This window comes from Ruegeria sp. AK4, from assembly GCF_056541025.1.
The window spans coordinates 1-24,230 of sequence record NZ_JBQFXS010000035.1 but is presented as its reverse complement, the minus strand read 5'-3'; the positions used below and the strand labels follow the sequence as shown (position 1 = coordinate 24,230).

Genomic DNA, 24,230 nt, shown 5'->3' with positions numbered 1-24,230 from the left:
CTCGCCGTCTCCAGCAACCCAGCAACCGCCTCAGCAGCGCCGGTGAAGGGGGTTCTAAGGTTTACCAACAATAGCCGCAAGAGGAAAAACACATCTTGCCCATTTTTTTTGACTTTTTTCATTTTTTCTTTTTAAAGCAATTAATTAGCCACCTTCAAAGACTGCAAATCTGGGCGTAACATACAGTTGTCGCGCCCAGGGACGTCTCACCCGCCCCGATCCGGATCCGCCGCAACACCAGATATAGCGATTCAGCGCGACGGCAATACAAGCCGACGCGACTCGGAGAGTACGCGCGATGCACCGTTACGCCGGGAATCGGCGAAAAGCATCCTGCGGGAACAAGGCCCGTCCGGCTTTGTCATAGGCGCTGAATGTAACGCTCTCTCGAAACCGCCACCGCCAAACGACAAGCCTTGCGCATCCGCGCGAGATGCGGTCAGGTTCCGGGATGAATTCGACCAATCCTGATGCGGGACGTGCATGACACTCACACCGACCTTTCCCATGGTGCGCACCGTTGGCTTCGATGGCATGCTGGTGAGCTTTGGGGACACCAGCACCGAAGATGCGAACCGGGCGGCGCTAGCGTTTCGGGCCGAGGTCGAACGACAGCATTGGGACGGTGTATCCGAGACATCGACCTCTTTGGCCTCGACCTATCTTCGGTTTGATCCGGCGCGTCTGGCTCATGCGGATATCGCAGGACACATCCGCGCGTTGCTGACGCAGAAGGACTGGTACAACACCCCGTTGCCGGCGGGGCGCAGGTTGTGGCGTGTGCCAACGGTCTATGGCACCGATCTGGCCCCGCAGCTTGAAGAAGCCGCCGCGGCGGTCGGGCTGAGCCCGGACGAAACGATCCGGCGGCTCAGCCAGACCCGTGTCCGCGTTCTTACAATCGGCTTTGCCCCGGGGCAGCCCTACCTTGGCACGCTGGGACCCGAGTTCAACATACCCCGCCTGAACGAGTTGAACCCGATGATCCCCGAAGGCGCACTGGCTTTGGCCATCTCGCAATTTGTTCTGTTTTCAGGCCCGACCCCGACCGGGTGGCGGCACATCGGCCAGACCGCCTTTCGTTGCTTCCGCCCTGAGATGCAGCAGAGCTTTGCCCTGAAGCCCGGCGACGAGATGCTGTTCGAACCTGTACCGCGTGATGAATTGGAAGAGATCAGAGCCAACAATTCCGACGGCAATGGCGGCGCGACCTGTCAGGAGATCACGGCATGAGCCTGACAGTCCATCGCATCGGCCCGGCCTGTACCATTCAGGATCAGGGACGCAGCGGGTATCTGGATCAGGGGCTGTCGCAGTCCGGGGCCGCCGACATTCTGGCGCTGCACGAAGGCGCGGCTTTGCTGGGTCAAAGCCCCGATTGTGCCGCTTTGGAGATGGCCGGCATGGGCGGCGCGTTCGAGGCGACGGAAACGACCCGCATCGCGCTGACCGGTGCGCCGATGCAAGCCAGCATCGATGGTAGCGCGGTGGCGTGGAATGCCTCGCATCGATTGGATGCGGGGCAACGGCTTGAAATCGGGGCCGCTGTGCAGGGCAATTACGGCTATTTGCATGTTGGCGGAGGGTTCGCAACAGACACCTTTCTTGGGTCGCGTTCAGCCCACCTAACCGCAAAGATTGGCAAGGCGGTGCAACAGGGCGACGTGTTGCCCACAGTACCTGTCTCTGGCAAGATCGGGATGAAACTGATGCCGGCCGAGCGGTTCTCCGGGGGCGTTCTGCACGTGGTTGCGAGTTTTCAGACGGAATTGTTCGACAATGCCACGCTCGACCGGTTTGCCGCGACCGGGTTTCGGCGCGGCGCGCGCGCCAACCGGATGGGCATGCAGATGGAAAGCGACGGTGATGGGTTTGCGGCGAAAGGTCAGCTGAACATCCTGTCCGAGGTGATTATCCCCGGCGACATACAGATGACCGGCAGCGGCAATCCGTTCATCCTGTTGCCCGAGTGTCAGACCACCGGCGGCTACCCTCGCATCGCAACCGTTTTGCCCTGCGACATGCCGCGCGCCGCGCAAACACCAGCCGGCGGGCCGGTCCGGTTCGAATTCGTCACTCTGGAACAGGCCGCGACGCTGCAGGAAAGCTTTCAGGCCGACCTTGCCCGCCTGCCCCAGCGCGTCGAACCGTTGCTGCGCGATCCCCATGATATCCCGGACCTGTTGTCCTACCAATTGATCGGCGGAGTGATCTCTGCCACCGACTAAGGAGACTTGCCGATGCCGCGCGTCGATCTGAATGCCGATATGGGCGAAAGCTTCGGTCCCTGGAACATGGGCGATGATGAAAACCTGCTGAAGATCATCACCTCGGCCAATATCGCCTGCGGTTTTCACGCGGGTGACTGGGATGTGATGGCCAGAACCATGACGCTGGCCGCCGAGCATGATGTGGGCATTGGTGCACATCCGGGCTTTGCGGATCTTCAGGGCTTTGGCCGCCGCAATATGAAAGTGCCCCATGACTCCTTACGGAATCTGGTGCGGTATCAGCTGGGCGCGGCCAGGGGGATGGCCACGGCGGTGGGCACCAAAGTGCGACATCTGAAACTGCATGGCGCGCTGGCCAACATGTGCTCGGTCGATGTCGACATGGCGCGCGCCTGTTATCAGGGCGCGCTGGATGTCGACCCCGACATCATCGTCATGGTGCTGGCCGTCACCAAACAGGAAGAGGCCGCGCGCGAGCTGGGCTGCAAATGGGTAGGCGAGATTTTTGCCGACCGCGCCTATAACGACGATGGCACGCTGGTCGACCGCAGCCTGCCCGGCGCGGTAATCCACGATGCCGAGATTGCTGGCCCCCGCATCCTGAACATGGTCCGCGAAGGCGCGATCATCACCGAATCCGGCAGGCGGCTGGAAACCTCGATCGACACGATCTGCCTGCATGGGGACGGGCCAACGGCGGTGCAGATCGCCCGCTCGGTCCGGGAAAACCTGATCGATGGCGGCGTGGATGTGACGAAATTCACCAGATAGTCACGCCTGCGCAATGCGGACCACCCAGTTTCTTACTGTTGCCCGGACAGGATTCAGCCCCTAGCATGCCCTCAAGTGCATGTTCTGAATACCGTAATTGAAGCAACGTAATTCGCGTAGGGGCGGCACCGCTGCCCTACCGCAGCCAGGTTTTGCGCAAGGAGGCACATATGTCTTTCGATCTGATGTCCTATGAACCACGGGGCGACAAGAAGAACTCGGAGTTTTTTCACGAATACCTGCCGATGATCTACGAGCGGCGCACCAGTTCCGGCGTTGCCGATCAGGTCGGACCGATGCGCGCGATCGTGATTCAGGTCGAGCCCGACGCCGTGTTCGACACGATGGTCGAACTGTATGTAATGACCCCGTATCGCCATTCGGCGAGCTATCTGGGATCAACGCATAAATTCGCCGTGCTGCATTCCCATCCCGAATACCCGGCGCTGATCCTGATGGCCCCGCTCAGCGAAACGTTCGAGGATTTCATTCCCCGCATCAACCGCATGTACCCGCTGGCGCGCGGCACGCCGCAGACGCGATATGTGGGCGAGGTTTTCGGCGCGCGCGACCTGAAAGACCTTGGCAAAACGCTGGAAGATCAGAATATCCGGTTCGAATATTCAGGCGACACCGAGAACCCGTTTTATACGCAGGACGGATTCCTGTTCACCACGCCATCGGATTTCACCTGCAACCGAGTCGGTTATTCGACGCTGGACTTCAACGATACCGACAGTCTGGGCCTGGGCGACCGGGTTCTGCTGAGTGACGCCGAAGAGGCGCGTCTGGCCGAGGCCGCCGCCTTTGCCACCGACACCAAGATCGGCCCCCTCATGCTGGGCTTCGATCACCTGGCCACCCGCATTCTGGCCGGCGAGCGTGAGGACGCGATCCTCGAGTTTCTGACCATGGTGCCCTACTATTTCTGGGGGGCGTACAACATTTTCGACATGAACTCGTCGACCAATGTGAACCGGAACGCCAATGTCGATGACGACAAGAAATCCCCGGCCAAGGTGTTCACCGCCAACAACACGCCGTCCTTCGTGAACTCGTTCGAACAACTGCCGATGCCGACCGAGGATTTCGTGCGCAATTTCGGCCGCCGCCTGCATCACATGGCGGTGGAGATTCTGGATGGCGATCACGCCGGTGGCGAAAAGAATGTCGATTTCGTGGTAAACACGCTCAAGGACAAGGGCGTGCCCTTCCTGGCCCATGTGGTGGGCGAGTGCAAAGATGACCCGAATCTGAAGCAGATCTTCTCGAAGCATTCGAAACACACGCTGCTCATCACCGAGTATATCGAACGCTGCCACAAGTATGACGGGTTCTTCACCAAGGACAATGTCGCGGCCCTGACTGCCGCCGCCGGTCAGGATGAGCAATACGAACACGGCCACGTCTTCGACTGACGCGCCCGACAAAAAAAGGCTGCGAGAAAACTCGCAGCCAATACCCTTTCAGGAGAGAGAGTTTCGGGTCTTATGACGGCCCGATCATGAAACAGGTGACGTTGCGGGCCTGCAGCCTGCGGCAGGCCAGATCGGCCTGTTCGCGGGTCATGCCCTGAAATGTCGCCTCGAAGCCGCGCGAGCTTTGGTTGACCTTGCGCAGCGTGCCTTCCAGAGTGGTCATTTCCGACAGGGCCGTTTTCAGCAGAACCTTCTCGGCCTCGTATCGGGTGGTGTAGCGTCCGACATTGACACCCCAGAGATGCCCGCCGGATGAGGACAGGCGGGTCACGACCTCCTGTTCGGGCTCGGGCTGGGCTGCCGGTTCGGTCGATGCCAGAACCAGATTGTCGGGGCGCAGCGCCGGGCGTGTATCGGCGTTTTCAACAGGCGGCGCTGTGGGCGCAATATCAGCCTGTGCAATGGCGGCGGCAATACCGGTCTGAATACGGTCGCGATTCTGGTCCGCGGTCTCGGCCACCGCGCTGGCGACCCGCGTCGCAGCGCTTGGCCGCCCGATTGGGCGCAGGCTGATCTTGGGCGCACCGGTCAGGCGCGCCACTTCGGTTGAAACACCCAATCCTGCATTCCCGGCATAAGAGGGGCGGGCCGGTTTACGGATCGGCGCGCGCGACGGGGCGCGGCGGAAGCCCATATCCAGCAACTCGGCCACCTTGGCATTGCGCGACGCACCCGATTTGCCGCCAAATACAGTGGCAATGATCCGTTCATCCTTGCGCTTGGCCGAGGCCACCAGGTTGAACCCGGCCGCACGTGTGTAGCCGGTTTTGATCCCGTCCGCGCCTTTATAGGCGGCCAAAAGACGCCGGTTGGTGTTCGGCACGGTCTTGATCCCGGCATGAGTCGATTGGCGCGAGAACAGGTTGTAATACTGCGGATAATCATACAGCAGATGCCGCCCCAGCGTGGTCATGTCGCGCGCGGTGGACAGATGCCCGGATTCGGTCAGGCCATGGGCATTCTTGAAGGTGGTCCGGCTCATCCCCATCGCCTTGGCGGTGCGCGTCATGCGGCGGGCAAACGCCGCCTCGGACCCGCTGATGGCGATCCCGATGGCCGTGGCGGCATCATTGGCCGATTTCACCGCCGCCGCGCGGATCAGATAGCGGAACGCAATCCGCTGGCCCGAACGCAGACCCAGTTTCGAGGGCGGCTCGGCTGCGGCCTTCTTGGTGATGCGCACCTGGGTATCCAGATCGATCTCACCGTTCCGCACCGCCTCGAACGCGATGTAAAGCGTCATCATTTTGGTCAGCGAGGCCGGATGCAGCCGGGTGTCGGCATTGCGCGAATGCAGAACCTCACCCGTTCGGGCATCAATCACCATCGCCGCATAGGGTGCTGCCAACGCTTTCAGGGGCGCAAACACCAGCACCCACAGGATTGCTATGAGGAATAAGCCCGTCCGGGCCGGAACTGTCCGCCGAATCTGCACGATCTTTGCCTCTGTCTGCCTCGCGCCGCCGGGTGTTCCCGGTCAGCCTGTTGTTATTTTATTGCCATTCAGGCTAGCACAGGGGGGGCGTTAAATAAACCGAAAGCTGCAGGAAACGCCGGATTTGAAGGGGCGCTTGCAGCCTCTATATCTAGCGGGCACAAGGGTCACGACACACCAAATGCGCGATCATGGCGGGAAATGGGCAGGTTTGGGCACGGATTTTTGAAGACTGCGGCCAAATGGCAACATCAGCTTAGTGCGCGCACCAGATCGGCCAAATCCCCCAGATCGTTCAGCGCGCGGAATCGCGGGTTGTCCGCCGGGGTTTCGGCGTGTTCGACCTCCCACTCCAGCCCGTGCGGCACGTACACGCCCCAGCAGCCCGCCTGAATCGGGGCCACCACGTCTGACCGCATCGAGTTGCCGACCATCATCGCGGCGTCCGGCCCATCGCCATGCTGACCAAAGATGCCGCGATAGGTTCCGGCGGTCTTTTCGGAAACGATCTCGACCCAGTCGAACAGATCGCCCAGCCCGGATTGCGCCAGCTTGCGTTCCTGATCGATCAGGTCGCCCTTGGTGATCAGCCCGACGCGGTGAGAGCCCGCCACCGCCTCGATCGCCTCGCGGGCATGGGGCAGCAGTTCGATCGGATGGGCCAGCATCTCTTGCCCCGCTTCGATCAGTCGCCGGATGACCGAGGCCGGAACACGGTCGTCGGTGACCTCGATGGCGGTTTCGATCATCGACAGGGTGAAGCCCTTGATGCCGTAGCCATAGTGCCGGATGTTGCGCTTTTCTGCCGCAAGCAGACGCTCCATCAGGTGATCCCGTTCGGCATGATCGGCCAGCAGATCGGCGAAGTATTCCTGCGTCAGTTGAAAAAACCGTTCATTGTGCCACAGCGTGTCATCTGCATCGAACCCGATTGTGGTGAGTTTTTTCTGCATCCCAATTCCGCTTGCTTGCTCTTTTCACTGGCCGCGCCCACGTTATATAAGCGACCAGATAAACCAAAAGCCTGAATCGGACAGTTGCACGCGATGCTGGAAAACCAATGGATGATGTCTGACGACCCGGATGACGACGCAGACGCGTCCGTCCTGGTACAGACGCGCCCCAAGACCAAGCGTCCGCCGCTTTATAAAGTGCTGCTGCTGAATGACGATTACACCCCGATGGAATTCGTGGTGCATGTGCTGGAGCGTTTCTTCGGGATGACTCACGCGCAGGCGTTCGAGATCATGCTGACGGTCCACAAGAAAGGCGTGGCCGTGGTGGGGGTGTTCAGCCACGAGATTGCTGAAACCAAGGTCGGTCAGGTGATGGATTTCGCTCGCAGGCACCAGCACCCGCTGCAATGCACCATGGAACGCGAAGAATAACGCGCCCGGCCTGATCGGAATCAGCCATGTCCCCACGTCTGGAACTTGCCTTGCAAAGCGGCCTGTCCCTGTCGCAGCCGCTGACGGTGATCGGCCCCACACCCGAGGCCGATTTGTCCGGCCTGCCGCGCGAGGCGCAGATCGTGCAGCCGTTCAAACCCTTTCACGACCATTTCGCCGGTCTGGGGTTCGCCACGGTGCCCGAGGCGGATGGCCCCTGTCAGGACGCGATTGTGTTTCTGCCCCGCGCCAAGGCGCAGGCCCGTGCGCTGATCCATCAGGCCTGTGCGCGGGCGGGCGGCGTGATCGTCGTGGATGGCGCAAAAACCAACGGTGTGGACAGTGTGCTGAAAGACATCCGCAAGCGTGCCCCTGTTGACGGGCCGCTTGCCAAAGCCCATGGCAAGATTTTCTGGTTCCAGTCCGACGAACAGGCCTTTGCCGACTGGGCCGCGCCCAAAGAACAGATGGTGGATGGCTATCGAACCGCCCCCGGCGTGTTCTCTGCCGATGGGGTCGATCCGGCCTCGGCACTGCTGCTGCAATCCCTGCCCACGCAGCTTGGCCCAAAACTGGCCGATCTGGGTGCGGGGTGGGGGTATCTGTCGGCGGGGCTGAACAGCGACACCATCACATCGCTGCATCTGGTCGAGGCCGATCACACCGCGCTGACCTGCGCCCGCGCCAACCTGCCCGACGCACGCGCGCAGTTTCACTGGGCCGATGCGGTGACCTGGAAAGCCCCCGAGCCACTCGACACGGTCGTGATGAACCCGCCCTTCCACACCTCGCGCAGCGCCGACCCGACGCTGGGGCAGGGATTCATCGCCTCAGCCGCGCGCAACCTGACCCGCAACGGCGATCTGTGGATGGTGGCCAACCGCCACCTGCCTTATGAGGCCACGCTGGCCGACACGTTCCAGAAGGTGGCCGAAGTCGCGGGCGACAATCGGTTCAAGGTGTTTCACGCCTCTCGCCCTCGGCGGTAAGGGCCGCTAACCTGCCCCGCAACTCAGGAGGATTCGGATGTCCTTTTCCATAGCTGGCAAGACAGCGATTGTAACAGGCGGTGCCAACGGGATCGGGCTGGCCATCGGGCGGCATTTCGCGGATGCCGGGGCGAATGTCATGTTCGCCGACATGGACGAAAAGCGCCTGGTCGAGGAACTTGGGGCAGAGGCCGATGACAGCAATATCCGCTACTTCGCCGGTGATCTGCGTGAGAAACTGACCATCGCCAACCTGCTGTCCGCCACGCTGGACGCATTCGATCAGGTCGACATCCTGATCAACGGCGCACGGCAGGTGATCCAGTCGGACCCGCTGGATACCGAGGACGACTCGGTCCGGACCCTGCTGAACCAGAACCTGATGCCCGCCCTGCGCCTGAGCCAGTCGGTCGCCAAGCGCATGATCAAACAGGCCGGGGATGACAGGGACTCGGTCGCGGGATCGATCATCAACCTGTCGTCCATTGCCGCGCGCCGAACCCATCCCGACCTTATGGCCTATTCGGTCTCGACCGCGGCGCTGGATCAGATGACCCGATCCTTAGCCGTGGCGCTGGCCCCGAACCGTATCCGCGTGAACTCGATTGCGCTGGGTTCGGTGATGAGCGCCTCGCTGCAATCGACGCTCAAGGAAAACCGGGATTTCCGCGATGACATCGAAAAGCACACCCCGCTGGCCCGCATCGCCGCACCCACCGAACTGACCGAGACCGCACAGTTCCTGGCCTCGGACGCCGCCGGGTTCATCACCGGCCAGATCCTGACAATCGACGGCGGCAGAACCCTGCTGGATCCCGTCGCGGCCCCAGCCCACTAAGAGCCCATGTTCGACACCGAAAAATCCACCGCCTCGGGCTGGTTCCGCCAGTTGCGTGACGATATCGTCACCGCCTTTGAAAACCTTGAAGACAGCCACGACACGGGCCCGCTTTCAGACGCGAGGCCCGGGCGCTTCGAGGTCCGCGAGACCACACGCAGTTCCGAGGATGGCTCGGATGCCGGGGGCGGCCTGATGTCGGTGATGCGCGGCGGGCGCGTGTTCGAAAAGGTCGGTGTCAATGTCTCGACCGTGTACGGCACGCTGGGCGAGCGGGCGCAACAGGCGATGGCCGCGCGCAAGGGCATTCCGGGCATGACTGAAGACCCCCGGTTCTGGGCCTCGGGCATCAGCCTTGTGGCGCATATGCAAAACCCGCATGTCCCCGCCGTGCACATGAACACGCGGATGTTCTGGACGCCGCACGCCTGGTGGTTCGGCGGCGGGTCGGACCTGAACCCCTGCATCGAATATGACGAGGACACGGCCCATTTCCACGCCACCCAGAAAACGCATCTGGACCCGCACGGTCCGGGGCATTACCCGCGCCTGAAAGACTGGGCTGATGAGTATTTCTACATCCCCCACCGCAAACGCGCGCGCGGTGTTGGCGGGATCTTCATGGATGATTACTGCACCGGCGACTGGCAGGCCGATTTTGCCCTGACGCAGGATATCGGCCGCGCCTTCCTGCCCGCCTTTCTGCCGCTGGTCGAAAAACGCCGGGTGCAGGGATTTTCGAACGCCGACAAGGACACGCAGCTGGTGCATCGCGGCCTTTATGCGGAATACAACCTCGTCTACGACCGGGGCACCAAGTTCGGTCTGGAAACCGGCCACGACCCCGACGCGGTTCTGATGAGCCTGCCGCCGCTGGCCAAATGGGTCTGACCCTCAGAACCCGAAATCCATGAAGTTGTCATAGCAATACTGCTGCGCCGAAATTGCCGACATGTTTTCGCCCACCCGCTTTACGGTGATGGAATAGCCCGGATTGGTGTCGACCCCCGGCGGCGGCGTCATTGAAAACTCGACCGTGCGCACGCCGGGTTCATAGGCTTTCGTGATGTAAATCCGCTGAGAGTTCGGAACCCCAAGGGTGCGGATGGCATAATCCCCGATCCCGCACCAATAATTCACCGGCGCGGAAGACCCGACTGCCTTGACCTGATACACCCCGTTCTGCAACGGCGTGACCTCGGTCCGGTTCAGGGGCCTGACGGCCAACCCGATGCCGACCGCCTGCGCAACGCTAGGCAGTGTCAATAGCCCCAAAAGGGCCGCTGTTCTGAAAACCTGCATCCTCGCCACTTCCCTAAAATTGAACTCAAAATAAAGTGTAACATAAGGTCGGGGCGATGTGAGTAAAGCCATTCACTTTGTTCCGCCTATCCACGACTCGGCCCCGCACCCGAGAAAACGGTATCAATACGACACCGGCTTGGCTAACATTTGGATATAATTGGAAGTTGGGTGCGTCTTGAGCAGATCGTTTCCAAAAGACTGGTTCGATATCCCGCCCGAGAAATACGCGGATTTCGGGGCGATGTTCTATCTTGCCGGCCTGACCAAAACCCATCAGAAACGCAGCCTGGCTCAGGTTCTTTATGCGTTTGAGACCCCGTTTCGGCTTGGGCAGTACCACATCTTCCGGCAGAACGGGTTTCCGCGCGGGTTTGTGACTTTCGCGGGCCTCAGCGCCGAGGCTGAATACAGATACGCGGTGCAGGAAAAGCCCCTGACCGACAGCGATTTCACCAGCGGTCCGTCCTTCTGGATCATCGATCTGGTCGCCCCGTTTGGACAAACCAGCCAAATCGTGGATATTCTGAAGTCGGAAATTCCGCACCCGCGCGTCCGCACCAATCGCATGGACAGCGATCTGACCCGCAACCGGATCGTCGAGTGGACGCGGGATGACAAAGGCGAGGTGACGATGCACCTGTACCGAAAGAAAGAGTTCGAACGGAAGCTACAACAGGACAGGGCATAAATGGTCTCAGTTCCAGTCACAGGCGACCTGACCGGCGATGTGACCGGGAACCCTCCGAACATGGCGACGGGGGCGCTGACGCTGGGCGATGGAACCCTGCCGATTGTCACGCAGAACTGGACGATTGCGACGCCAGCCGCCAATGGCACAGCCACCATCGATCCGAATACGGGCGACTGGACCTATACCGTGGACCCCGCGTTCTTCGACAGCCTGGACAACAATCAGGTGGTGTTCGACACGTTCACGGTCAACGTCACGGGCACGATTGCGACCGGCTTTGGCAACCTGCCGTTTTTTGGCTCAACCGACATCACAATCCGGATCGAAGGTGTGTGTTTCACCGCCGGGACGCTGATCGAAACCGAACAGGGCGCGCGGCCAATCGAAAGGCTGGCGACGGGCGATAGGGTCTGGACTGCCGATCACGGGTGGCAGCCCATTCGCTGGATCGAAAGCAGCACCCTGCCGCCGGATCGATTGCGCGGGAACCCATCCCTGCGCCCGGTTCGCATCACCGCAGGCAGTCTTGGCCCGAACGCCCCCAATCGCGATCTGCTGGTGTCGCAGCAGCATCGTATTCTGGTCAGCGGCCCACGGGTCGAACTGCTGTTTGGCGCACGCGAGGCGTTGATTGCGGCCAAACACCTGTGCGCGTGGCCCGGAATTTCCATCGAAACCTCTGACGAACCGGTCGAATACCTGCACATCCTGCTGGACCGGCACGAGATTCTGATGGCCGACGGCGCGCGGGCCGAAAGCCTGTTTCTGGGGGATGAGGCTTTGTATGGGCTGTCGTCTGACGGGTTGCAGGAACTCGCGGCCATCTTCCCGGATCGCCCGACCCCGGACGCGCCGGGATTCGGGCGCGCCGCGCGGCTGATCCTGCGCGCGCACGAAGCGCGGATGCTGGCCCCGGCCTAATCCACTGGCCGGATACGTCCGCCCACATCCTGCGGTGCCAGCGCGACGGTCTTGATGACCGCATGGCAGGGGGTTCCGGGGTGAAGACCCAGTGCGGCAACCGAACGGCGGGTCACACGCGCCAGCACGATCCCCGCCGGGGTTTTGACAGACACGATGGCCCCCGGCCCTTCCCCGGCCCGGATTGAGTCGACCGTTCCGGACAAAACATTCAGGGCCGACAATCCCTCGGGCGATTTGCTGGACAGGATCACCTCCTGCGCCGGGATACGGATGCGCAACTCTTCTCCGACCTTGTGCGACACGCGCGGCAGGAACAGACGCGCGCCGTTGGCATCCAGTTCGGTCAGCCCGTCCGGATGATGTTCCAGCACCCGCACCTGCAACACCGCCCCCACGGCGCGCACCCCGGCGGGGGCCACGGCGGGGTCCGACAGAACCTCGGACGCGGGGCCGTGGCGCAGGACCTTGCCGTCCTGCAGCGCGACAACCGAGGTCGCCAGCCGCGCCACCTCGGCCGCTGAATGGGTGACGTAGAGGATCGGCACCGACACCTCATCCCTGAGGCGTTCGAAATAGGGCAGGATCTCGGCCTTGCGGGCATCATCCAGCGCCGCCAGCGGCTCGTCCGCCAGAATCAGGCGCGGGCTGGCCAGCAAGGCGCGCCCGATGGCTACACGCTGCTTTTCGCCGCCCGACAGGCGCGCCGGGCGGCGGTCCAACAGATGACCGATGCCCAGCATTTCGACCACCTTGTCCGGGTTCTCGCGCGCCGCGCCGCGCGGGGCGAACCAGCGGCCATAGGCCAGATTCTGCCGCACGGTCAGATGGGGGAACAACCGCCCCTCCTGAAAGATATAGCCCAGCCGCCGCCGATGCGGGGGCAGCCAGTGACCCTTGGCGGTATCAAACAGCACCCAGTCATCCACCGCCACTCGCCCGGCCCCGGGCCGAAGCAGACCGGCCACTGCATTGACAACAGTGGTCTTGCCCGAGCCCGACCGGCCAAACAGCACGGTCACACCGGGGGGTGCTTCGAAATCCAGGCTCAGGTCGATCCCCGGCAAGCGGTGTTGCAAATTGACAGACAGGCTCATGACCCGGCCACCCGCGCCGCCACGCGCCGTCCGACATATTCCGACAGAAGCAGCGCGCCCATGGCGATGATGATAGAGATGATGACCAGCCGCGTCGCCGCGCCCTCACCCCCCGGGACCTGCAGAAACGCATAGACGGCCGAGGGCAGGGTCTGGGTCTGGCCGGGAATGTTCGAGACAAAGGTGATGGTGGCCCCGAACTCTCCCATCGCTTTGGCGAAGGCCAAAATGGCCCCGGCGATCACGCCGGGCAGGATCATCGGCAAGGTCACGGTGGCAAAAACAGCCGGGCGGGACGCGCCAAGGGTCGCGCCGGCCTGTTCCAGCTTCGGGTCCACCGCCTCGATCGACAGGCGAATGGCGCGGACCATCAGCGGAAAAGCCATGATGCCCGCCGCCAGCGCAGCCCCGGTCCAGCGAAAGGCCACGACGATGCCGAACTCGGCCAGCAACCGGCCCATCGGCCCCTGAATGCCGAAGGTCAGCAGCAGCAGGTAGCCGGTCACGACCGGGGGCAGGATCAGCGGCAGATGCACCAGACCGTTCAGAACCTGCCGTCCCGGAAACCGCCACCGCGCCAGAGCGTAGGCCACGAAGATTCCGAACGGCAGGGTGGCAAGCGTGGCCCAGAACGACACGCGCAGCGACAGTTTCAGCGCCTCAAGCTCTGCGGGTCCCAGCCAGTCCATGCCGGTCACCCATCCGGCAGGGTAAAACCCTGCGCTTTGAACTCGGCCCGCGCCGCATCCGTCTGCAGATGATCCAGAAAGGCCTGCGCACCGGGCACCGCCGTTAGGGTCACCGCTGCCGGGTAAATGATCGGCGGGTGCGTGTTGGACGGGATGACACCAACGACACTGACGCCCGGGTCCACCATCGCGTCGGAACGGTAAACGATCCCCAACGGCGCAGCCCCGGCAGACACCAGCGCCAGCGCCGCGCGCACGTTGTCGGCCTGTGCGACGCGATCCTGAACAGCATCCCACAGACCCAGCCCCTGCAACGCGGCCTTGCCGTAAATCCCCGCCGGAACCGCATCGACCAGCGCCATGGCCAGATACCCCTCGCCCAGCTCTGCAGCCAGATCATACTCGGACCCGATCTGCCCAACCGGGGTGCGGCCCGCATGGCCAATCAGAACCAGCCCGTTGCCCAGCAGATCAACGCGCGAGGCCGGATCAATCAACCCCTCGCCCTGCAGCACATCCATCCAGTCGGGGTTCGCCGAAATGAAGATATCCGCCCGGGCCCCCAGCTGAATCTGCCGGGCCAGAACCGAGGACGCGGCGTATGACACGGTCACCTCCTGTCCGGCCTGCTGCGGAAACCCGGGCACAATCCGGTCCAGCGCGGTCTTCAGGCTGGCAGCGGCAAAGACCAGAACTCCCTCGGCCCCGGCGCGAACCGGGACCAGCGCCAATGCGCCAAGAACCAGCAGCGCAATCAGAACGCGGCGGACCGAGGATGGGATCATGTGCGCTCCGGACCAAAGGGTTACAGTCTTATCGGGAATATCGGAGGCCGCAGGTCACACGCAAGCGCCTTTGCCGATTCTTCGCGTGAAGGCTATTCAAATCGCTGCAAATTTGCGGCCAAGGGCCATTTCCTCCAGATCAATGGCCACAGACGCCGCAATCGGTCTTGATCCCGGGTGCCGACCCGGTGAACTCTGGCGCAAAGCCGCACTGGCCAGACCCATGAAAACAGGACATCGATTATGCTGCACGAAACACCCGGTCTGATTGACGCCATCCGCGCCCGGTTTGCCCATGTCGATGCCTGCCCCTTTCAGGGCAACCGAATCTTCTTCGAAAATGCCGGAGGTGCGCTGACCCTGAAATCCGTCGTCGAAACCTCGGCCAAATTCGCGGCGATTCCCGACAATCAGGGCCGGGACAACGTGGCCAGCCATGCGCTGGTCGACATCATCAACACGGCCAAAGCCGACCTGTCAGTGTTCATGAATACCTCGGGCGGCCAGTTCTTCGTGGGCGAAAGCGGGACCGAGTTGCTGTTCCGCATGATCCGCACCGCCTGCGTGAACGCCCCAAAAGGCAGCAAGGTGATCGGCAGTTCCATCGAACATCCGGCCAGCCGCAGTGCCGCGCGCCGATGGGCCGGGATTGCCGGGCTGGATTACGTCAACGTCCCCCATGACGACGCCACCGGTCTGGTAACGCCCGAAGCCTATGCCGCATTGATGACGCCGGATGTGTCTGTCGCGACCATCCTGCATGCCTCACCCGTGACGGGCATGGGTATGGATGTCGCCGCCATCGCAGAGGCCATTCGTGACGCGGCCCCCGACTGCTTCATCATCGTCGACGGCATCCAGCATGCGGCCCACGGCCAGCTGGACCTGAGCAGCTACGATGTCGATGGCTATGCGATCTCTCCTTACAAAGTGTTCTCGCGCCACGGATATGGCGTGGCCTGGATATCTGACCGGCTGACCGCCCTGCCCCATGACCAGTTGATCGACGCCCCGGCGGAAGGTTGGGAGTTCGGTACCCGCGACACCGGCGCCTATGCGACGATGTCGGATGTTGTCGGCTACTTCGACTGGCTCGGCACCCGGGTCTCGGACAGCACCGACCGCCGCACCCGGATCGAGGCCGCAGGACGCGCCATTCACGGCTATGAGACCCACCTGACCACCGCGATGATCAACGGCACCGGCAACCTGCCCGGCCTTCGGGACATGGACCACGTGACCATTCTGGCCGGGGCCGACAACACCGCCCGCGAGGGGCTGGTTTCGATCACGGTGCGCGACATCCCCTCGGCCGAGGTCGTGACCCGGCTGAACGAACAGGGCATCCGCACCCATACCCGCAAGGCCGATCACTACAGCGGAAATGTCCTGACCCCGCTGGGTCTGAGCGACTGTATCCGGATTTCGCTGTGCCACTACAACACCGAAGCCGAAGTCGCCCAGCTTCTGGCCGCCGTAAACGAGATGTCCACCTGACGCGCCTTTGGCAAATTCCGGCCAAGAAATTCGCGCAGACCCTCTTGCACCCGCGCGCAGGCTTGGCTACATGCACCGTCACGGGTGATTAGCTCAGTTGGTAGAGCGCTTCGTTTACACCGAAGATGTCGGGAGTTCGAGTCTCTCATCACCCACCATCCTAACCTTTTGAAACAAAAGAAAACCCTTGCAAACAGGGCGTTATGTCCGTTTGAAGGTTACAACTTTGGTTACAAAAGGTGTTTCTATGGCAGGTAAGATTCGTCACCTCGTCAACCGTTCCGGGCGGTATCATGCACGTGTTGTGGTTCCGAAAGACCTGCGCGGAATCATCGGGAAGACCGAGCTGCGCATCGCTCTGGGTGGTGACTACCGCGAAGCGCTCAAACTTTTGCCGGGCGCAGTTACGCAGATTCAACATCAGATCGCGGTGGCAGAGCAAAAGGCGAACCCAAACCGACCACCAAACGCCCCTGCCCGCTTCCCTCTAACACCGAGTCAGATCGCACACAGCCACTATCACCAGCGCATGGTCTTTGATGATCAACTCAGAAATGATCCACGCTATTCTGCTGTCGGCATTGATGACCTACTGGTTGACCGCCTGCGCGCTGCCATAGCCGGGAATGCCAATGACGCTGAACTAGGCGAACTGGTCGGCGCACAGATTGAACGCTTCCGGGCTGCTGGCAATGTGGATGCGGCACCGGGTAGCACCGAATGGCGAGCGATAGCCCGTGCCCTTTGCCAAGCAGAGCTTGAGGCCCTTGCGCGCTCCCTAGAGCGCGATGAGGGGGATTTTACGGGCACACCCACAGCGCCAATCATTGTGAACGCACAGCCACCGGAAAACGCCCCTACGCCGGTCAGCATCAAACAGCTTTGGAAGGACTACGTTGCGCACCGCCAGCAAGCCGGGTTCATGCGGTCTGGCACAGGTCGACAACAGCCGGTCATCGATAAGTTGGTCAAATACCTAAAGCACAACGACGCAACACGAGTAACAAAGAAAAACCTGCTGGCGTGGCGTGATCACCTGATGCGTGACTTGTCGGCCAAGACGGTTAGCGATGTGTATCTCTCAACCATCCGGTCACTATTTTCGTGGGCAGTCGAGAATGAATTCCTGAATGAGAATCCGGCAGCCAACGTGCGGCAGGCAAAACCTAAGAAACAGCACGCTCGGGAACGTGGATATGTAGATCCCGAGGCAAACAAGGTCTTGAATGCAAGCCGATCCTACCAACCCAACGAAGATGAGCGCGGCTATGTCAGAGAGAAATCACATCTGGTTGCCGCCAAACGATGGGCACCAATAATATGCGCCTTCACTGGTGCGCGCGTCTCAGAGATCACTCAGCTCCGCAAAGAAGACGTGCGCAAGATCGATGAGCATTGGGTTATTCGGATTACGCCCGACGCCGGTTCGGTTAAGACAGGTGGATATCGTGACGCTCCGCTGCATCCCCAAATCATAAGCGAGGGCTTCATTGACTTTGTCGAAGCCGCAAAGCCCGGCCCAATGTTCCACGGCGGCACGAGACAAGAGGACTATTCACGCAAGGCGAAGCGTATCGCAAATCAGATTGCAGCATGGCTTAGCAAGTCCGGGCTGGCGCCAGAAGGATTGCTGCCCAATCATGCGTGGCGGCACCGTTTCAAAACACAGTGCCGCGAACTCGGCATCTCAGATCGCGTTGTCGATGCCATCCAAGGGCATGCCGGAAAGACAGCCGGCGACGACTACGGCGATGTAACTCTAACAGCTAAGATCAATGCAATAGAACAGTTGCCTTGGTATGAACTGGGTGGGAACTAGGGTTCGCAAATTTTCGAACTTGCCCCTACTAGAAGTTTTTCTACTGCTTCTCCCGCCGCGCATTCCCATCCAGATCATCGCTATATCAAAGACATGCAGCGTGTGTTGCAACACTTTCTAGAGAGTAGCGATGACTAAAAAACCGTATGAAGATTCCCGGATGGCGACGTATGTAAAACGGAGGGTGCTCGAACAGAAACCTACCAAAAGCCAAGCCAAGATCGCGGCGCAGGTAGGATACGTCAACCCGAACATGATCACGATGATCAAGCAGGGTAGTTCCAAGGTGCCATTGGATCGCGTCCCGGCTTTGGCGAAAGCTTTGGAATGCGACGCTGCCTACCTTATGCGCCTCGCACTTGAGCAATCGATCGGTCTGACTGCAGCTGAGGCAGTTGTCGAGGTGTTCGGAGAACCCGTCACGTCGAATGAGCTTGGTTGGCTTTATGCAATTCGCAAGGCTTCCAACTACACTGATCCTAGGCTGACCAGCCGGTCAGAGACGGCGATCAAGACCATCTTTGGGAGGTAACTGCCATGTATGACCGAAAAGACGACCTGACATTGAATGAGCGCGCCTGGTTGCAGTTCCTCCGTGACGTAAGCAACGGAAGCGATCCTGAACCTACGTTGCGGCGGGTGCAGCTTCTACGCCACCTCTGTGTAGTTCGCAGAGCTATGAAGTAGTCAGCATCGGTCCTGCGGTGAGGAATGGCTGGTTCGTCCTACCTCGCCGGATCCCGCAACAACGTCAAAAGGTTGCATAAGGTTGACAAAGGTTTACATGGTGCCGGTCGGGATCGACGGAATGTAAACCTTTCACCTCTCAAAACAGCCAATTTCAGGCCCAAAGGTTTACACTAAGTTTACGTTAAGTTGACAGATTTCGGCTCAAAACCAGTTTTTTAGACCAAAATGTAAACCTTTGAACCAGACAAACCCATAAAAACAACGGTTCTCGGAAAACGCATATCCGAAGCCAGGCCAGAAAAGCGCGCGCAGCGACGAAACACACGTCAGCTAACATCTGACACATGTAAGAGAACGGATAGCACAGCGCTCCTGAGAGGGAACCACATAGAGAGAAGACACACAGGTCTAGGCCAGGCAGTGTTTTGAGCTACTCCGGAGCTGAAATACCGACGATTACACATAGATACGAAATACACAGACCCAGTGAGAGCACATCAAAGAGAAATACTGACTACTGAGTGGTGAATAAGAGCGTTTAAGACGCCTATGAATGAGCGATGTGATGGAATGGCTGCATAGAAAAGACGTAAAAAATCTGGGAGCTGATCGTATGTAGGAGGTCCGGCAGTCGCGCCCCGCCAACACGCGTCCTTTGTCTCGTTGCAGCCTAAGCTCCTTCAAATGTCCAAGAAGTCTGAGGTCAAGGTTTGCGTGTTTCAGTTGTTCTCAGGAAGCCAAAACATTGACCTCGGATTGCTCTGGGTGCTTTATCACGGCAATCAATGGGAGACTCTATAATGTTTGACAATTTCAAGTGCTTGGTTGCTGGTTTGGTGGCCGGCGTTGTGATAGCGGCACCTGCTTGGGCCGAAACGCGCGTGACTTACAAGTCCGCTAAGGCAGGAACGTCTTACTACCAGATGGGTGTTCAGATTGCGGAAGCCATGAAATCCGGGTCAGACGGGGAGATCATTGTTACCGTCGAGGAAGGCCAGGGTTCGGTTCAGAACGTGATGGAGGTGCGCGCTAGAGGCGGTGACTACGTCTTCACAACACCTCCGGTTCTGGTCAATCTGGCCCAAGGCGGCAAGGCCATGTTCGAGGGTAAGGGAGACCCGTCCTTTGACGAAATTCGCGCCCTCTTTCCGATCCCGTCTCTGACAATGCATTTTGTCGTTTCAGCAGATAGCGGGATCAACAGCTTTGAGGATATGGAAGGTAAGTCCATCCTTCTGGGAAAGGGCAGTTTTGGCGCACGAGAAGGCGAAAAATACCTCAAACTGTTTGGGCTTGAAGGCAAAGTGAACATTGCAGATGCCGAACTGTCCAACGCCGTCGCCGCGTTAAAAAACGGCCAGATTGACGGCTTCGTGACCGCCGGTTCGTGGCCCGCTCCGAATGTGGTCGAAGCGGCTGCCTCGGCTGGTATCAACGTGCTGTCCCTGAACGATGAACAGGTTGCACAGACCAAGCGTGCGCGCCTGGTGATTCCCGCGGGCACTTATGCTGGCCAGGATGAGGACATCGTGACGACCTCTCTGCCGGTAGTGGCCTACACCACCACCAAGATGGACGATGAAACCGCCTATCAACTCACCAAAACCTTCTGGGAAAGCAAGACGGCCATGGCAGATGCTGCAGCCTGGTGGGGCGGAGTGGATGCCGGGTTGATGGAGAACATTTCTGGCAAGATGCATCCCGGTGCGATCCGCTACTACGAAGAAGCGGGCATTGCGCTGACCGACGACCAAATGTAAGCGAAAAACCAGAAAAATAGCAAAGAGGCCGGGCCTGATATGGCCCGGCTTTTCTGTCGGAAAGGAAACATCGTGAGCGGATTGACCGATCTTCCGGCGAAACCGGTTCTGCGTGCCTCGTGGATTGCGCTGGCCTTGGTGTTGGTGGCTTTCCACTTAGGGCTCGTTTTTCTGGGCCTTGTTCCTAACCTGGTGAGTCGTCCGTTGCACCTTGCGCTTATCCTGCCCTGGGTGTTCCTGTTCGACGTCACCAATCGTAGGTTATTGGTATCTGGTGCAGTGCTCTGTGCAATTGGAGTTACCTCAGCCATGTGGGTGGCTTGGAACCACGATATGCTCGGAGATCAGTATGGCTTTCTGGAAAGCCGTTTCCAGGTCGTGGTAGGGTTTGCCTTGTTGGCAGTGGTCATTGAAGCAGCACGCCGTGCCATCGGCTGGCCCCTGCCGACAGTCGCTGCCCTAGCCCTTGTTTATGCCTTCTTCGGTCAACACATACCCGGAGAGTTCGGCCACTCTGGAATGCCGTTGCGCTCTTTTCTGGGGTCGATGACTATCGCTGAAGGCGGTATCTGGGGCAGTCTCACCGCTGTTTCCGTGGGCGTAGTGTCGATATTCGTGATCTTTGGCGCAGTGCTGAATGCTGGCGAGGCTGGGCAAGGTTTCATGAATGTGGCTGCTGCTGCTGCCGGACGCCTCAAGGGTGGAGCGGCAAAGGTGTCGGTTCTCTCATCCGCGCTGTTCGGATCCATCTCTGGCTCGGCGAGCGCCAATGTCGCCTCGACTGGAGCCATCACTCTACCTGCGATGATGCGTTTGGGATATCCTAAACGATTGGCGGCGGGTGTCGAAGCCGTGGCGAGCTCAGGCGGGCAAATCATGCCGCCTCTGATGGGGGCTGGTGCCTTTGTCATGGTGGAACTCACAGGGGTTCCCTACACACAGATCATGGGGGCCGCGCTACTTCCCGCCATTCTCTACTTTCTGGCAGTTTGGGTCGGCATCAATGCCTATGCAACCAGGTTCGAACTCAAGGGTCTAGACCCGTCGCAACGTCCGCAAACGCGGGATGTTGTGGTGACATCGCTGTTCTTCCTGGTGCCGTTCACTGTGCTCATGCTGGGCATGTTTGGAGCAGGATTCACTCCGCAATACGCAGCCTGCCTTGCTATTCTCGCTGGCGCGTTGCTGTTGGCAGTCGACGGGCGCTTGCAGTTCAGCGCAACCAAGACTGCAAGCCGCGTTACAGAAGCCCTGGTTACCGCTTCCCGGCAAGTGTCGATGATTGCCGCCATCATCTTTTGTGCCTCTATCATCATCGGCGTTCTGGGTGCGACCGGATTGGGAGTCAAAATCACTTCCGTAATCCTTGAGGGATCTGGTGGTGTGTTGTGGGCATCTTTGTTGCTGACAGCAATCGCATGTCTGATCTTGGGGATGGAGGTGCCAACGACTGCAGCATACGTGATCTGCGTTTCAGTCGCCGGTCCAGCCCTGATGCAGCTTGGCCTTGAACCGCTTCAGGCCCATCTGTTCGTCTTCTGGTTTGCTCTATTATCTACCATCACTCCGCCAGTATGCGGAGCGGTCTTCATCGCTTCGGGCATGGCTGGCGAGAACTGGATCAAGGTCGCCGTAACAGCGATGGCCCTAGGTGTAGGCTTATATTTAATCCCGGTCGGAATGATAACGTGGCCGCAATTGATCCGGTTACCGTCGGAGCCAACGGGCGCGCTGATTGCGTTTGTTGCCTTGGCGCTTGGGCTAGGCGCGCTTTCTTTTGCCCTTATCGGGCGCGCCAGTCTGCTGTTCAGGGCCGCATTGGTTATTTGCAGCGTGGTCGTAATTCTGGGACCAGTGCTAGTTTGAGCTTCTAACCAGGGACAATACTTGCTCGTTCGAGATTTAGTGTGCTTCGAAGGAACAGGATCCTCGAAACACACTTCTTTGTGGAATTCAATTCCCTACTGCCGCGGAGGAGTTATGCTGCCTCAGGAAATACCTTTTTGCCAAGAATCTCCGGATGGCATTCGCGCAAATGCCTAACGGCCCGAAACGCTTTGTCATTCAGAAAGTGCCATTGCGAAAGGCCTTTGGGCTGGCCCTCCTCGGGGAGAGACCTATTGCTTAGCATATCCAACTCCTTAAGAGTTTCGAAAACTGCGGTCGGGATTTGTCTGTCCTTACTTTCATCTACGAAACGCCAAGGTTCTCGCACATACTCAGGGCTGTTGGCCAAAATCTCACGCACCTGGTGATCACCGGCAAGCGGTGTTCCAATCAGCAAGCCCATCCCAAGCGTGCGGTGAGCTCGTGAACTGTCCGTCAGGCGCACAATTTCACGCAAGATCGGTGAGGCTAGCTTTGTTAGCTCCACGCCGCGTCGAGAGTCTACCTCATTCCATGACGCCAATTGGGATTTCTCTAGGATCCACTGCAATGGAGGAGCGCGTTCAATTAGAGGAAACCAAACCGGACAATTCATCGAGTTACCGTAGATCTTTTGCTCACCTGCACCATAGATGCGGCATCGCCATCCGGCGAAAACAGAAAAGGAAAGATACACGATACCTCGGCATTCTCGCACGCGGTTCGTCAAATAGTGGACAATCGCACCGAACTCTGATGTTGGATCACTTGCAATGCCTATTGTTCCCGTTACTACCGCATCGGCGTGTTCTAGAGCTTTGGCACCCGGGATGAAATCAGTTGCAACGTGTTCAACATTCGGCATGGAATTCGCATTGGCTGCAACGCGATAGACGACACTCTCGATCCCATTTTTTTCAAGTGCGGAGTTCACGGTGTGGAATTTTGATACAATCCGCCGGAAAAGGTCGTCCCGTTCCTTATCAGGTTGTGACAGCCTGGATGGGACGAACCCAGTTCCAATAACAATGTGCTCCGCCAGTGTATAAACCAAGTCAGACAAGATACCCTGATCGTCGGCTTCTCTGACTGTCAGTTCGCGTAGCCTGTTGGTGAAGCTATCAGCATCAAAAGTGCCGTAACCGAAAAACTTGTCGGCATTGATGCCGACTTTTAGCGCCGCATCTGACTTGTATCCGAACCCGGCAGCTATCGCTTGCGAGATATGACTGCTTCTAAAACCACTGTTTGTTGTTTTAAGTTGATTGCGCAACAAGCTTCGTTTGATGCCTGCAACGGACTCATGCGAGCATGGTAGGATGAACATATCCAGTCTCCTAATAAATCGGGAATTGTTCGTCGATTACACGCACCCGATCAGGGGATAAGATGTGCTCATTTCGATATAAAAACCAACTGTTTGAGTCGACGATAGCTCAAGCCGTTTGCGCTCTCTCCGTCGATATCGTGGCGTCAACGAAGATGTCAAGGTCATTGCTGTCAAAAGGTTAGGTTGCAAACGCAAGTGAATGTAAGCAACTCAGGCCGGCGAACAGAAAGGCTGAGCTTAAACCAACTAGAGAACTAACGCGCTGGAACAAGCCGGGTAGACTATTGGTCAACCCCAGCGATGAAAAACTGACGATCAGTGAAGGAGCAAAATACATGTTCGTAGAGAAGACGTCGTTCAAGATGACCTTGGCATACCAGGGAGGCGATGGATTTGCCTTGACGGCATGAATGGCGTGTTGATCTTTGGAAATGAGCGAGAATAGGACCTCGGGTGGAGTGCAGGCTACGGACGACCCGAACAAGTCCAGCTGTTCTTTCAGCCGGTCAAAGCGAATCTAACGGCCCAGAGCGACCTATAGATTGCCACATAGGTCAACAGTGTCCGTTGTCAGGGATTTTGGGACAGATGGCTGCCTGAGCTAAGAGAGGATCTGGCGCATCTGGTTGGTTTGATTATGCGGCGGATTT

Annotated in this window: 22 protein-coding genes and 1 tRNA gene; 16 read left to right on the top strand and 7 right to left on the bottom strand. The window is 59.3% G+C overall.

Translation table 11 applies throughout. The features are described 5' to 3' along the window. Positions 1-483: 483 nt before the first annotated feature. From ACR0EZ_RS24810 to ACR0EZ_RS24795, 4 genes are all read left to right on the top strand, one after another. Positions 484-1,233 carry a 5-oxoprolinase subunit B family protein gene (locus ACR0EZ_RS24810; RefSeq protein WP_480617475.1) on the top strand — a complete coding sequence of 250 codons (750 nt, stop codon included), beginning with the start codon at positions 484-486 and terminating at the stop codon, positions 1,231-1,233. Further along, entirely contained in the window at positions 1,230-2,228 is a 999-nt protein-coding gene (locus tag ACR0EZ_RS24805) for a 5-oxoprolinase subunit C family protein (protein WP_480617474.1), read from the top strand. Before ACR0EZ_RS24810 ends, ACR0EZ_RS24805 begins: the two co-directional genes overlap by 4 nt. Before the next feature lie 12 nt (positions 2,229-2,240). Further along, entirely contained in the window at positions 2,241-3,002 is a 762-nt protein-coding gene (locus tag ACR0EZ_RS24800; RefSeq protein WP_480617473.1) for a LamB/YcsF family protein, read from the top strand. A 170-nt stretch (positions 3,003-3,172) separates the two neighbouring features. Continuing rightward, a complete protein-coding gene (locus ACR0EZ_RS24795) occupies positions 3,173-4,420 on the top strand; it encodes a hypothetical protein (RefSeq protein WP_480617472.1) in 1,248 nt (415 codons plus the stop codon). 70 nt (positions 4,421-4,490) lie between these two features. On the opposite strand, the gene ACR0EZ_RS24790 is transcribed toward ACR0EZ_RS24795, so the two are convergent. Next, on the bottom strand, positions 4,491-5,915 hold the full coding sequence (locus tag ACR0EZ_RS24790; protein WP_480617471.1) for a D-alanyl-D-alanine carboxypeptidase family protein: 1,425 nt from the start codon (positions 5,913-5,915) through the stop codon (positions 4,491-4,493). A 251-nt stretch (positions 5,916-6,166) separates the two neighbouring features. After that, positions 6,167-6,868 carry an HAD family hydrolase gene (locus ACR0EZ_RS24785; protein ID WP_480617470.1) on the bottom strand — a complete coding sequence of 234 codons (702 nt, stop codon included), beginning with the start codon at positions 6,866-6,868 and terminating at the stop codon, positions 6,167-6,169. A 93-nt stretch (positions 6,869-6,961) separates the two neighbouring features. Here ACR0EZ_RS24785 and clpS point away from each other — a divergent pair, with 93 nt between their 5' ends. From clpS to hemF, 4 genes are read left to right on the top strand one after another with little or no spacing between them, the layout of a single operon-like run. Then, a complete protein-coding gene (gene clpS, locus ACR0EZ_RS24780; protein ID WP_480617469.1) occupies positions 6,962-7,303 on the top strand; it encodes an ATP-dependent Clp protease adapter ClpS in 342 nt (113 codons plus the stop codon). Positions 7,304-7,329: 26 nt separating this feature from the next. After that, entirely contained in the window at positions 7,330-8,292 is a 963-nt protein-coding gene (locus ACR0EZ_RS24775) for a class I SAM-dependent methyltransferase (protein ID WP_480617468.1), read from the top strand. Positions 8,293-8,329: 37 nt separating this feature from the next. After that, on the top strand, positions 8,330-9,130 hold the full coding sequence (locus ACR0EZ_RS24770) for an SDR family NAD(P)-dependent oxidoreductase (RefSeq protein ID WP_480617467.1): 801 nt from the start codon (positions 8,330-8,332) through the stop codon (positions 9,128-9,130). A 6-nt stretch (positions 9,131-9,136) separates the two neighbouring features. Then, the gene (hemF, locus tag ACR0EZ_RS24765; protein ID WP_480617466.1) at positions 9,137-10,021 is read left to right on the top strand and encodes an oxygen-dependent coproporphyrinogen oxidase; all 885 of its coding nucleotides are present in this window, start codon (positions 9,137-9,139) and stop codon (positions 10,019-10,021) included. 3 nt (positions 10,022-10,024) lie between these two features. Here the strand turns inward: hemF and ACR0EZ_RS24760 are convergent, their stop codons facing one another. Then, positions 10,025-10,396 carry a hypothetical protein gene (locus tag ACR0EZ_RS24760; protein WP_480617465.1) on the bottom strand — a complete coding sequence of 124 codons (372 nt, stop codon included), beginning with the start codon at positions 10,394-10,396 and terminating at the stop codon, positions 10,025-10,027. A 214-nt stretch (positions 10,397-10,610) separates the two neighbouring features. Between ACR0EZ_RS24760 and ACR0EZ_RS24755 the strand changes: the two genes are divergently transcribed. Both ACR0EZ_RS24755 and ACR0EZ_RS24750 read left to right on the top strand, forming a co-directional pair. Then, positions 10,611-11,123, top strand: coding sequence for a toxin-activating lysine-acyltransferase (locus tag ACR0EZ_RS24755; protein WP_480617464.1), 513 nt, complete (start codon positions 10,611-10,613; stop codon positions 11,121-11,123). After that, positions 11,124-12,047 carry a Hint domain-containing protein gene (locus ACR0EZ_RS24750; RefSeq protein WP_480617463.1) on the top strand — a complete coding sequence of 308 codons (924 nt, stop codon included), beginning with the start codon at positions 11,124-11,126 and terminating at the stop codon, positions 12,045-12,047. Here ACR0EZ_RS24750 and modC read toward each other — a convergent pair. Genes modC through modA form a run of 3 tightly spaced genes read right to left on the bottom strand, consistent with a single transcriptional unit; the run spans position 12,044 to position 14,618 of the window. After that, on the bottom strand, positions 12,044-13,144 hold the full coding sequence (gene modC, locus ACR0EZ_RS24745; protein ID WP_480617462.1) for a molybdenum ABC transporter ATP-binding protein: 1,101 nt from the start codon (positions 13,142-13,144) through the stop codon (positions 12,044-12,046). The two genes, ACR0EZ_RS24750 and modC, sit on opposite strands and share 4 nt — an antisense overlap. Further along, positions 13,141-13,833: a molybdate ABC transporter permease subunit gene (gene modB / locus ACR0EZ_RS24740; RefSeq protein WP_480617461.1), complete on the bottom strand. Its 693-nt coding sequence runs from the start codon at positions 13,831-13,833 to the stop codon at positions 13,141-13,143. The genes modC and modB overlap by 4 nt, the downstream gene beginning before the upstream one ends. 5 nt (positions 13,834-13,838) lie before the next feature. Continuing rightward, the gene (modA, locus tag ACR0EZ_RS24735) at positions 13,839-14,618 is read right to left on the bottom strand and encodes a molybdate ABC transporter substrate-binding protein (RefSeq protein WP_480617460.1); all 780 of its coding nucleotides are present in this window, start codon (positions 14,616-14,618) and stop codon (positions 13,839-13,841) included. Positions 14,619-14,861: 243 nt separating this feature from the next. On the opposite strand from modA, the gene ACR0EZ_RS24730 reads away from it, so the two are divergent. The 6 genes from ACR0EZ_RS24730 (at position 14,862) to ACR0EZ_RS24705 (ending at position 22,250) form a co-directional block, all read left to right on the top strand. Beyond that, positions 14,862-16,115: an aminotransferase class V-fold PLP-dependent enzyme gene (locus tag ACR0EZ_RS24730; protein WP_480617459.1), complete on the top strand. Its 1,254-nt coding sequence runs from the start codon at positions 14,862-14,864 to the stop codon at positions 16,113-16,115. Positions 16,116-16,197: 82 nt separating this feature from the next. Next, positions 16,198-16,273: transfer RNA gene (locus ACR0EZ_RS24725), tRNA-Val, on the top strand. An 89-nt stretch (positions 16,274-16,362) separates the two neighbouring features. Further along, positions 16,363-17,934, top strand: a complete 1,572-nt coding sequence (locus ACR0EZ_RS24720; protein ID WP_480617458.1) for a DUF6538 domain-containing protein — start codon at positions 16,363-16,365, stop codon at positions 17,932-17,934. Between the two features lie 130 nt (positions 17,935-18,064). Continuing rightward, positions 18,065-18,466, top strand: a complete 402-nt coding sequence (locus ACR0EZ_RS24715) for a helix-turn-helix domain-containing protein (RefSeq protein ID WP_480617457.1) — start codon at positions 18,065-18,067, stop codon at positions 18,464-18,466. Positions 18,467-19,424: 958 nt separating this feature from the next. Next, complete coding sequence (locus ACR0EZ_RS24710; protein WP_480617456.1) at positions 19,425-20,384, top strand: TAXI family TRAP transporter solute-binding subunit; 960 nt, start codon at positions 19,425-19,427, stop codon at positions 20,382-20,384. A gap of 72 nt (positions 20,385-20,456) precedes the next feature. Then, positions 20,457-22,250 carry a TRAP transporter permease gene (locus ACR0EZ_RS24705; RefSeq protein WP_480617455.1) on the top strand — a complete coding sequence of 598 codons (1,794 nt, stop codon included), beginning with the start codon at positions 20,457-20,459 and terminating at the stop codon, positions 22,248-22,250. A gap of 112 nt (positions 22,251-22,362) precedes the next feature. Here ACR0EZ_RS24705 and ACR0EZ_RS24700 read toward each other — a convergent pair whose 3' ends face one another. Continuing rightward, entirely contained in the window at positions 22,363-23,577 is a 1,215-nt protein-coding gene (locus tag ACR0EZ_RS24700) for a hypothetical protein (RefSeq protein WP_480617454.1), read from the bottom strand. Between the last annotated feature and the right edge of the window lie 653 nt (positions 23,578-24,230).

Bases quoted from the DNA above. Each gene is read 5' to 3' on its own strand.
- ACR0EZ_RS24810 (WP_480617475.1), top strand. From the start codon at position 484: ATGACACTCACACCGACCTTTCCCATGGTGCGCACCGTTGGCTTCGAT.
- ACR0EZ_RS24805 (WP_480617474.1), top strand. From the start codon at position 1,230: ATGAGCCTGACAGTCCATCGCATCGGCCCGGCCTGTACCATTCAGGAT.
- ACR0EZ_RS24800 (WP_480617473.1), top strand. From the start codon at position 2,241: ATGCCGCGCGTCGATCTGAATGCCGATATGGGCGAAAGCTTCGGTCCC.
- ACR0EZ_RS24795 (WP_480617472.1), top strand. From the start codon at position 3,173: ATGTCTTTCGATCTGATGTCCTATGAACCACGGGGCGACAAGAAGAAC.
- ACR0EZ_RS24785 (WP_480617470.1), bottom strand. From the start codon at position 6,868: ATGCAGAAAAAACTCACCACAATCGGGTTCGATGCAGATGACACGCTG.
- clpS (WP_480617469.1), top strand. From the start codon at position 6,962: ATGCTGGAAAACCAATGGATGATGTCTGACGACCCGGATGACGACGCA.
- ACR0EZ_RS24775 (WP_480617468.1), top strand. From the start codon at position 7,330: ATGTCCCCACGTCTGGAACTTGCCTTGCAAAGCGGCCTGTCCCTGTCG.
- ACR0EZ_RS24770 (WP_480617467.1), top strand. From the start codon at position 8,330: ATGTCCTTTTCCATAGCTGGCAAGACAGCGATTGTAACAGGCGGTGCC.
- hemF (WP_480617466.1), top strand. From the start codon at position 9,137: ATGTTCGACACCGAAAAATCCACCGCCTCGGGCTGGTTCCGCCAGTTG.
- ACR0EZ_RS24750 (WP_480617463.1), top strand. From the start codon at position 11,124: ATGGTCTCAGTTCCAGTCACAGGCGACCTGACCGGCGATGTGACCGGG.
- modC (WP_480617462.1), bottom strand. From the start codon at position 13,144: ATGAGCCTGTCTGTCAATTTGCAACACCGCTTGCCGGGGATCGACCTG.
- modB (WP_480617461.1), bottom strand. From the start codon at position 13,833: ATGGACTGGCTGGGACCCGCAGAGCTTGAGGCGCTGAAACTGTCGCTG.
- modA (WP_480617460.1), bottom strand. From the start codon at position 14,618: ATGATCCCATCCTCGGTCCGCCGCGTTCTGATTGCGCTGCTGGTTCTT.
- ACR0EZ_RS24730 (WP_480617459.1), top strand. From the start codon at position 14,862: ATGCTGCACGAAACACCCGGTCTGATTGACGCCATCCGCGCCCGGTTT.
- ACR0EZ_RS24720 (WP_480617458.1), top strand. From the start codon at position 16,363: ATGGCAGGTAAGATTCGTCACCTCGTCAACCGTTCCGGGCGGTATCAT.
- ACR0EZ_RS24715 (WP_480617457.1), top strand. From the start codon at position 18,065: ATGACTAAAAAACCGTATGAAGATTCCCGGATGGCGACGTATGTAAAA.
- ACR0EZ_RS24710 (WP_480617456.1), top strand. From the start codon at position 19,425: ATGTTTGACAATTTCAAGTGCTTGGTTGCTGGTTTGGTGGCCGGCGTT.
- ACR0EZ_RS24700 (WP_480617454.1), bottom strand. From the start codon at position 23,577: ATGTTCATCCTACCATGCTCGCATGAGTCCGTTGCAGGCATCAAACGA.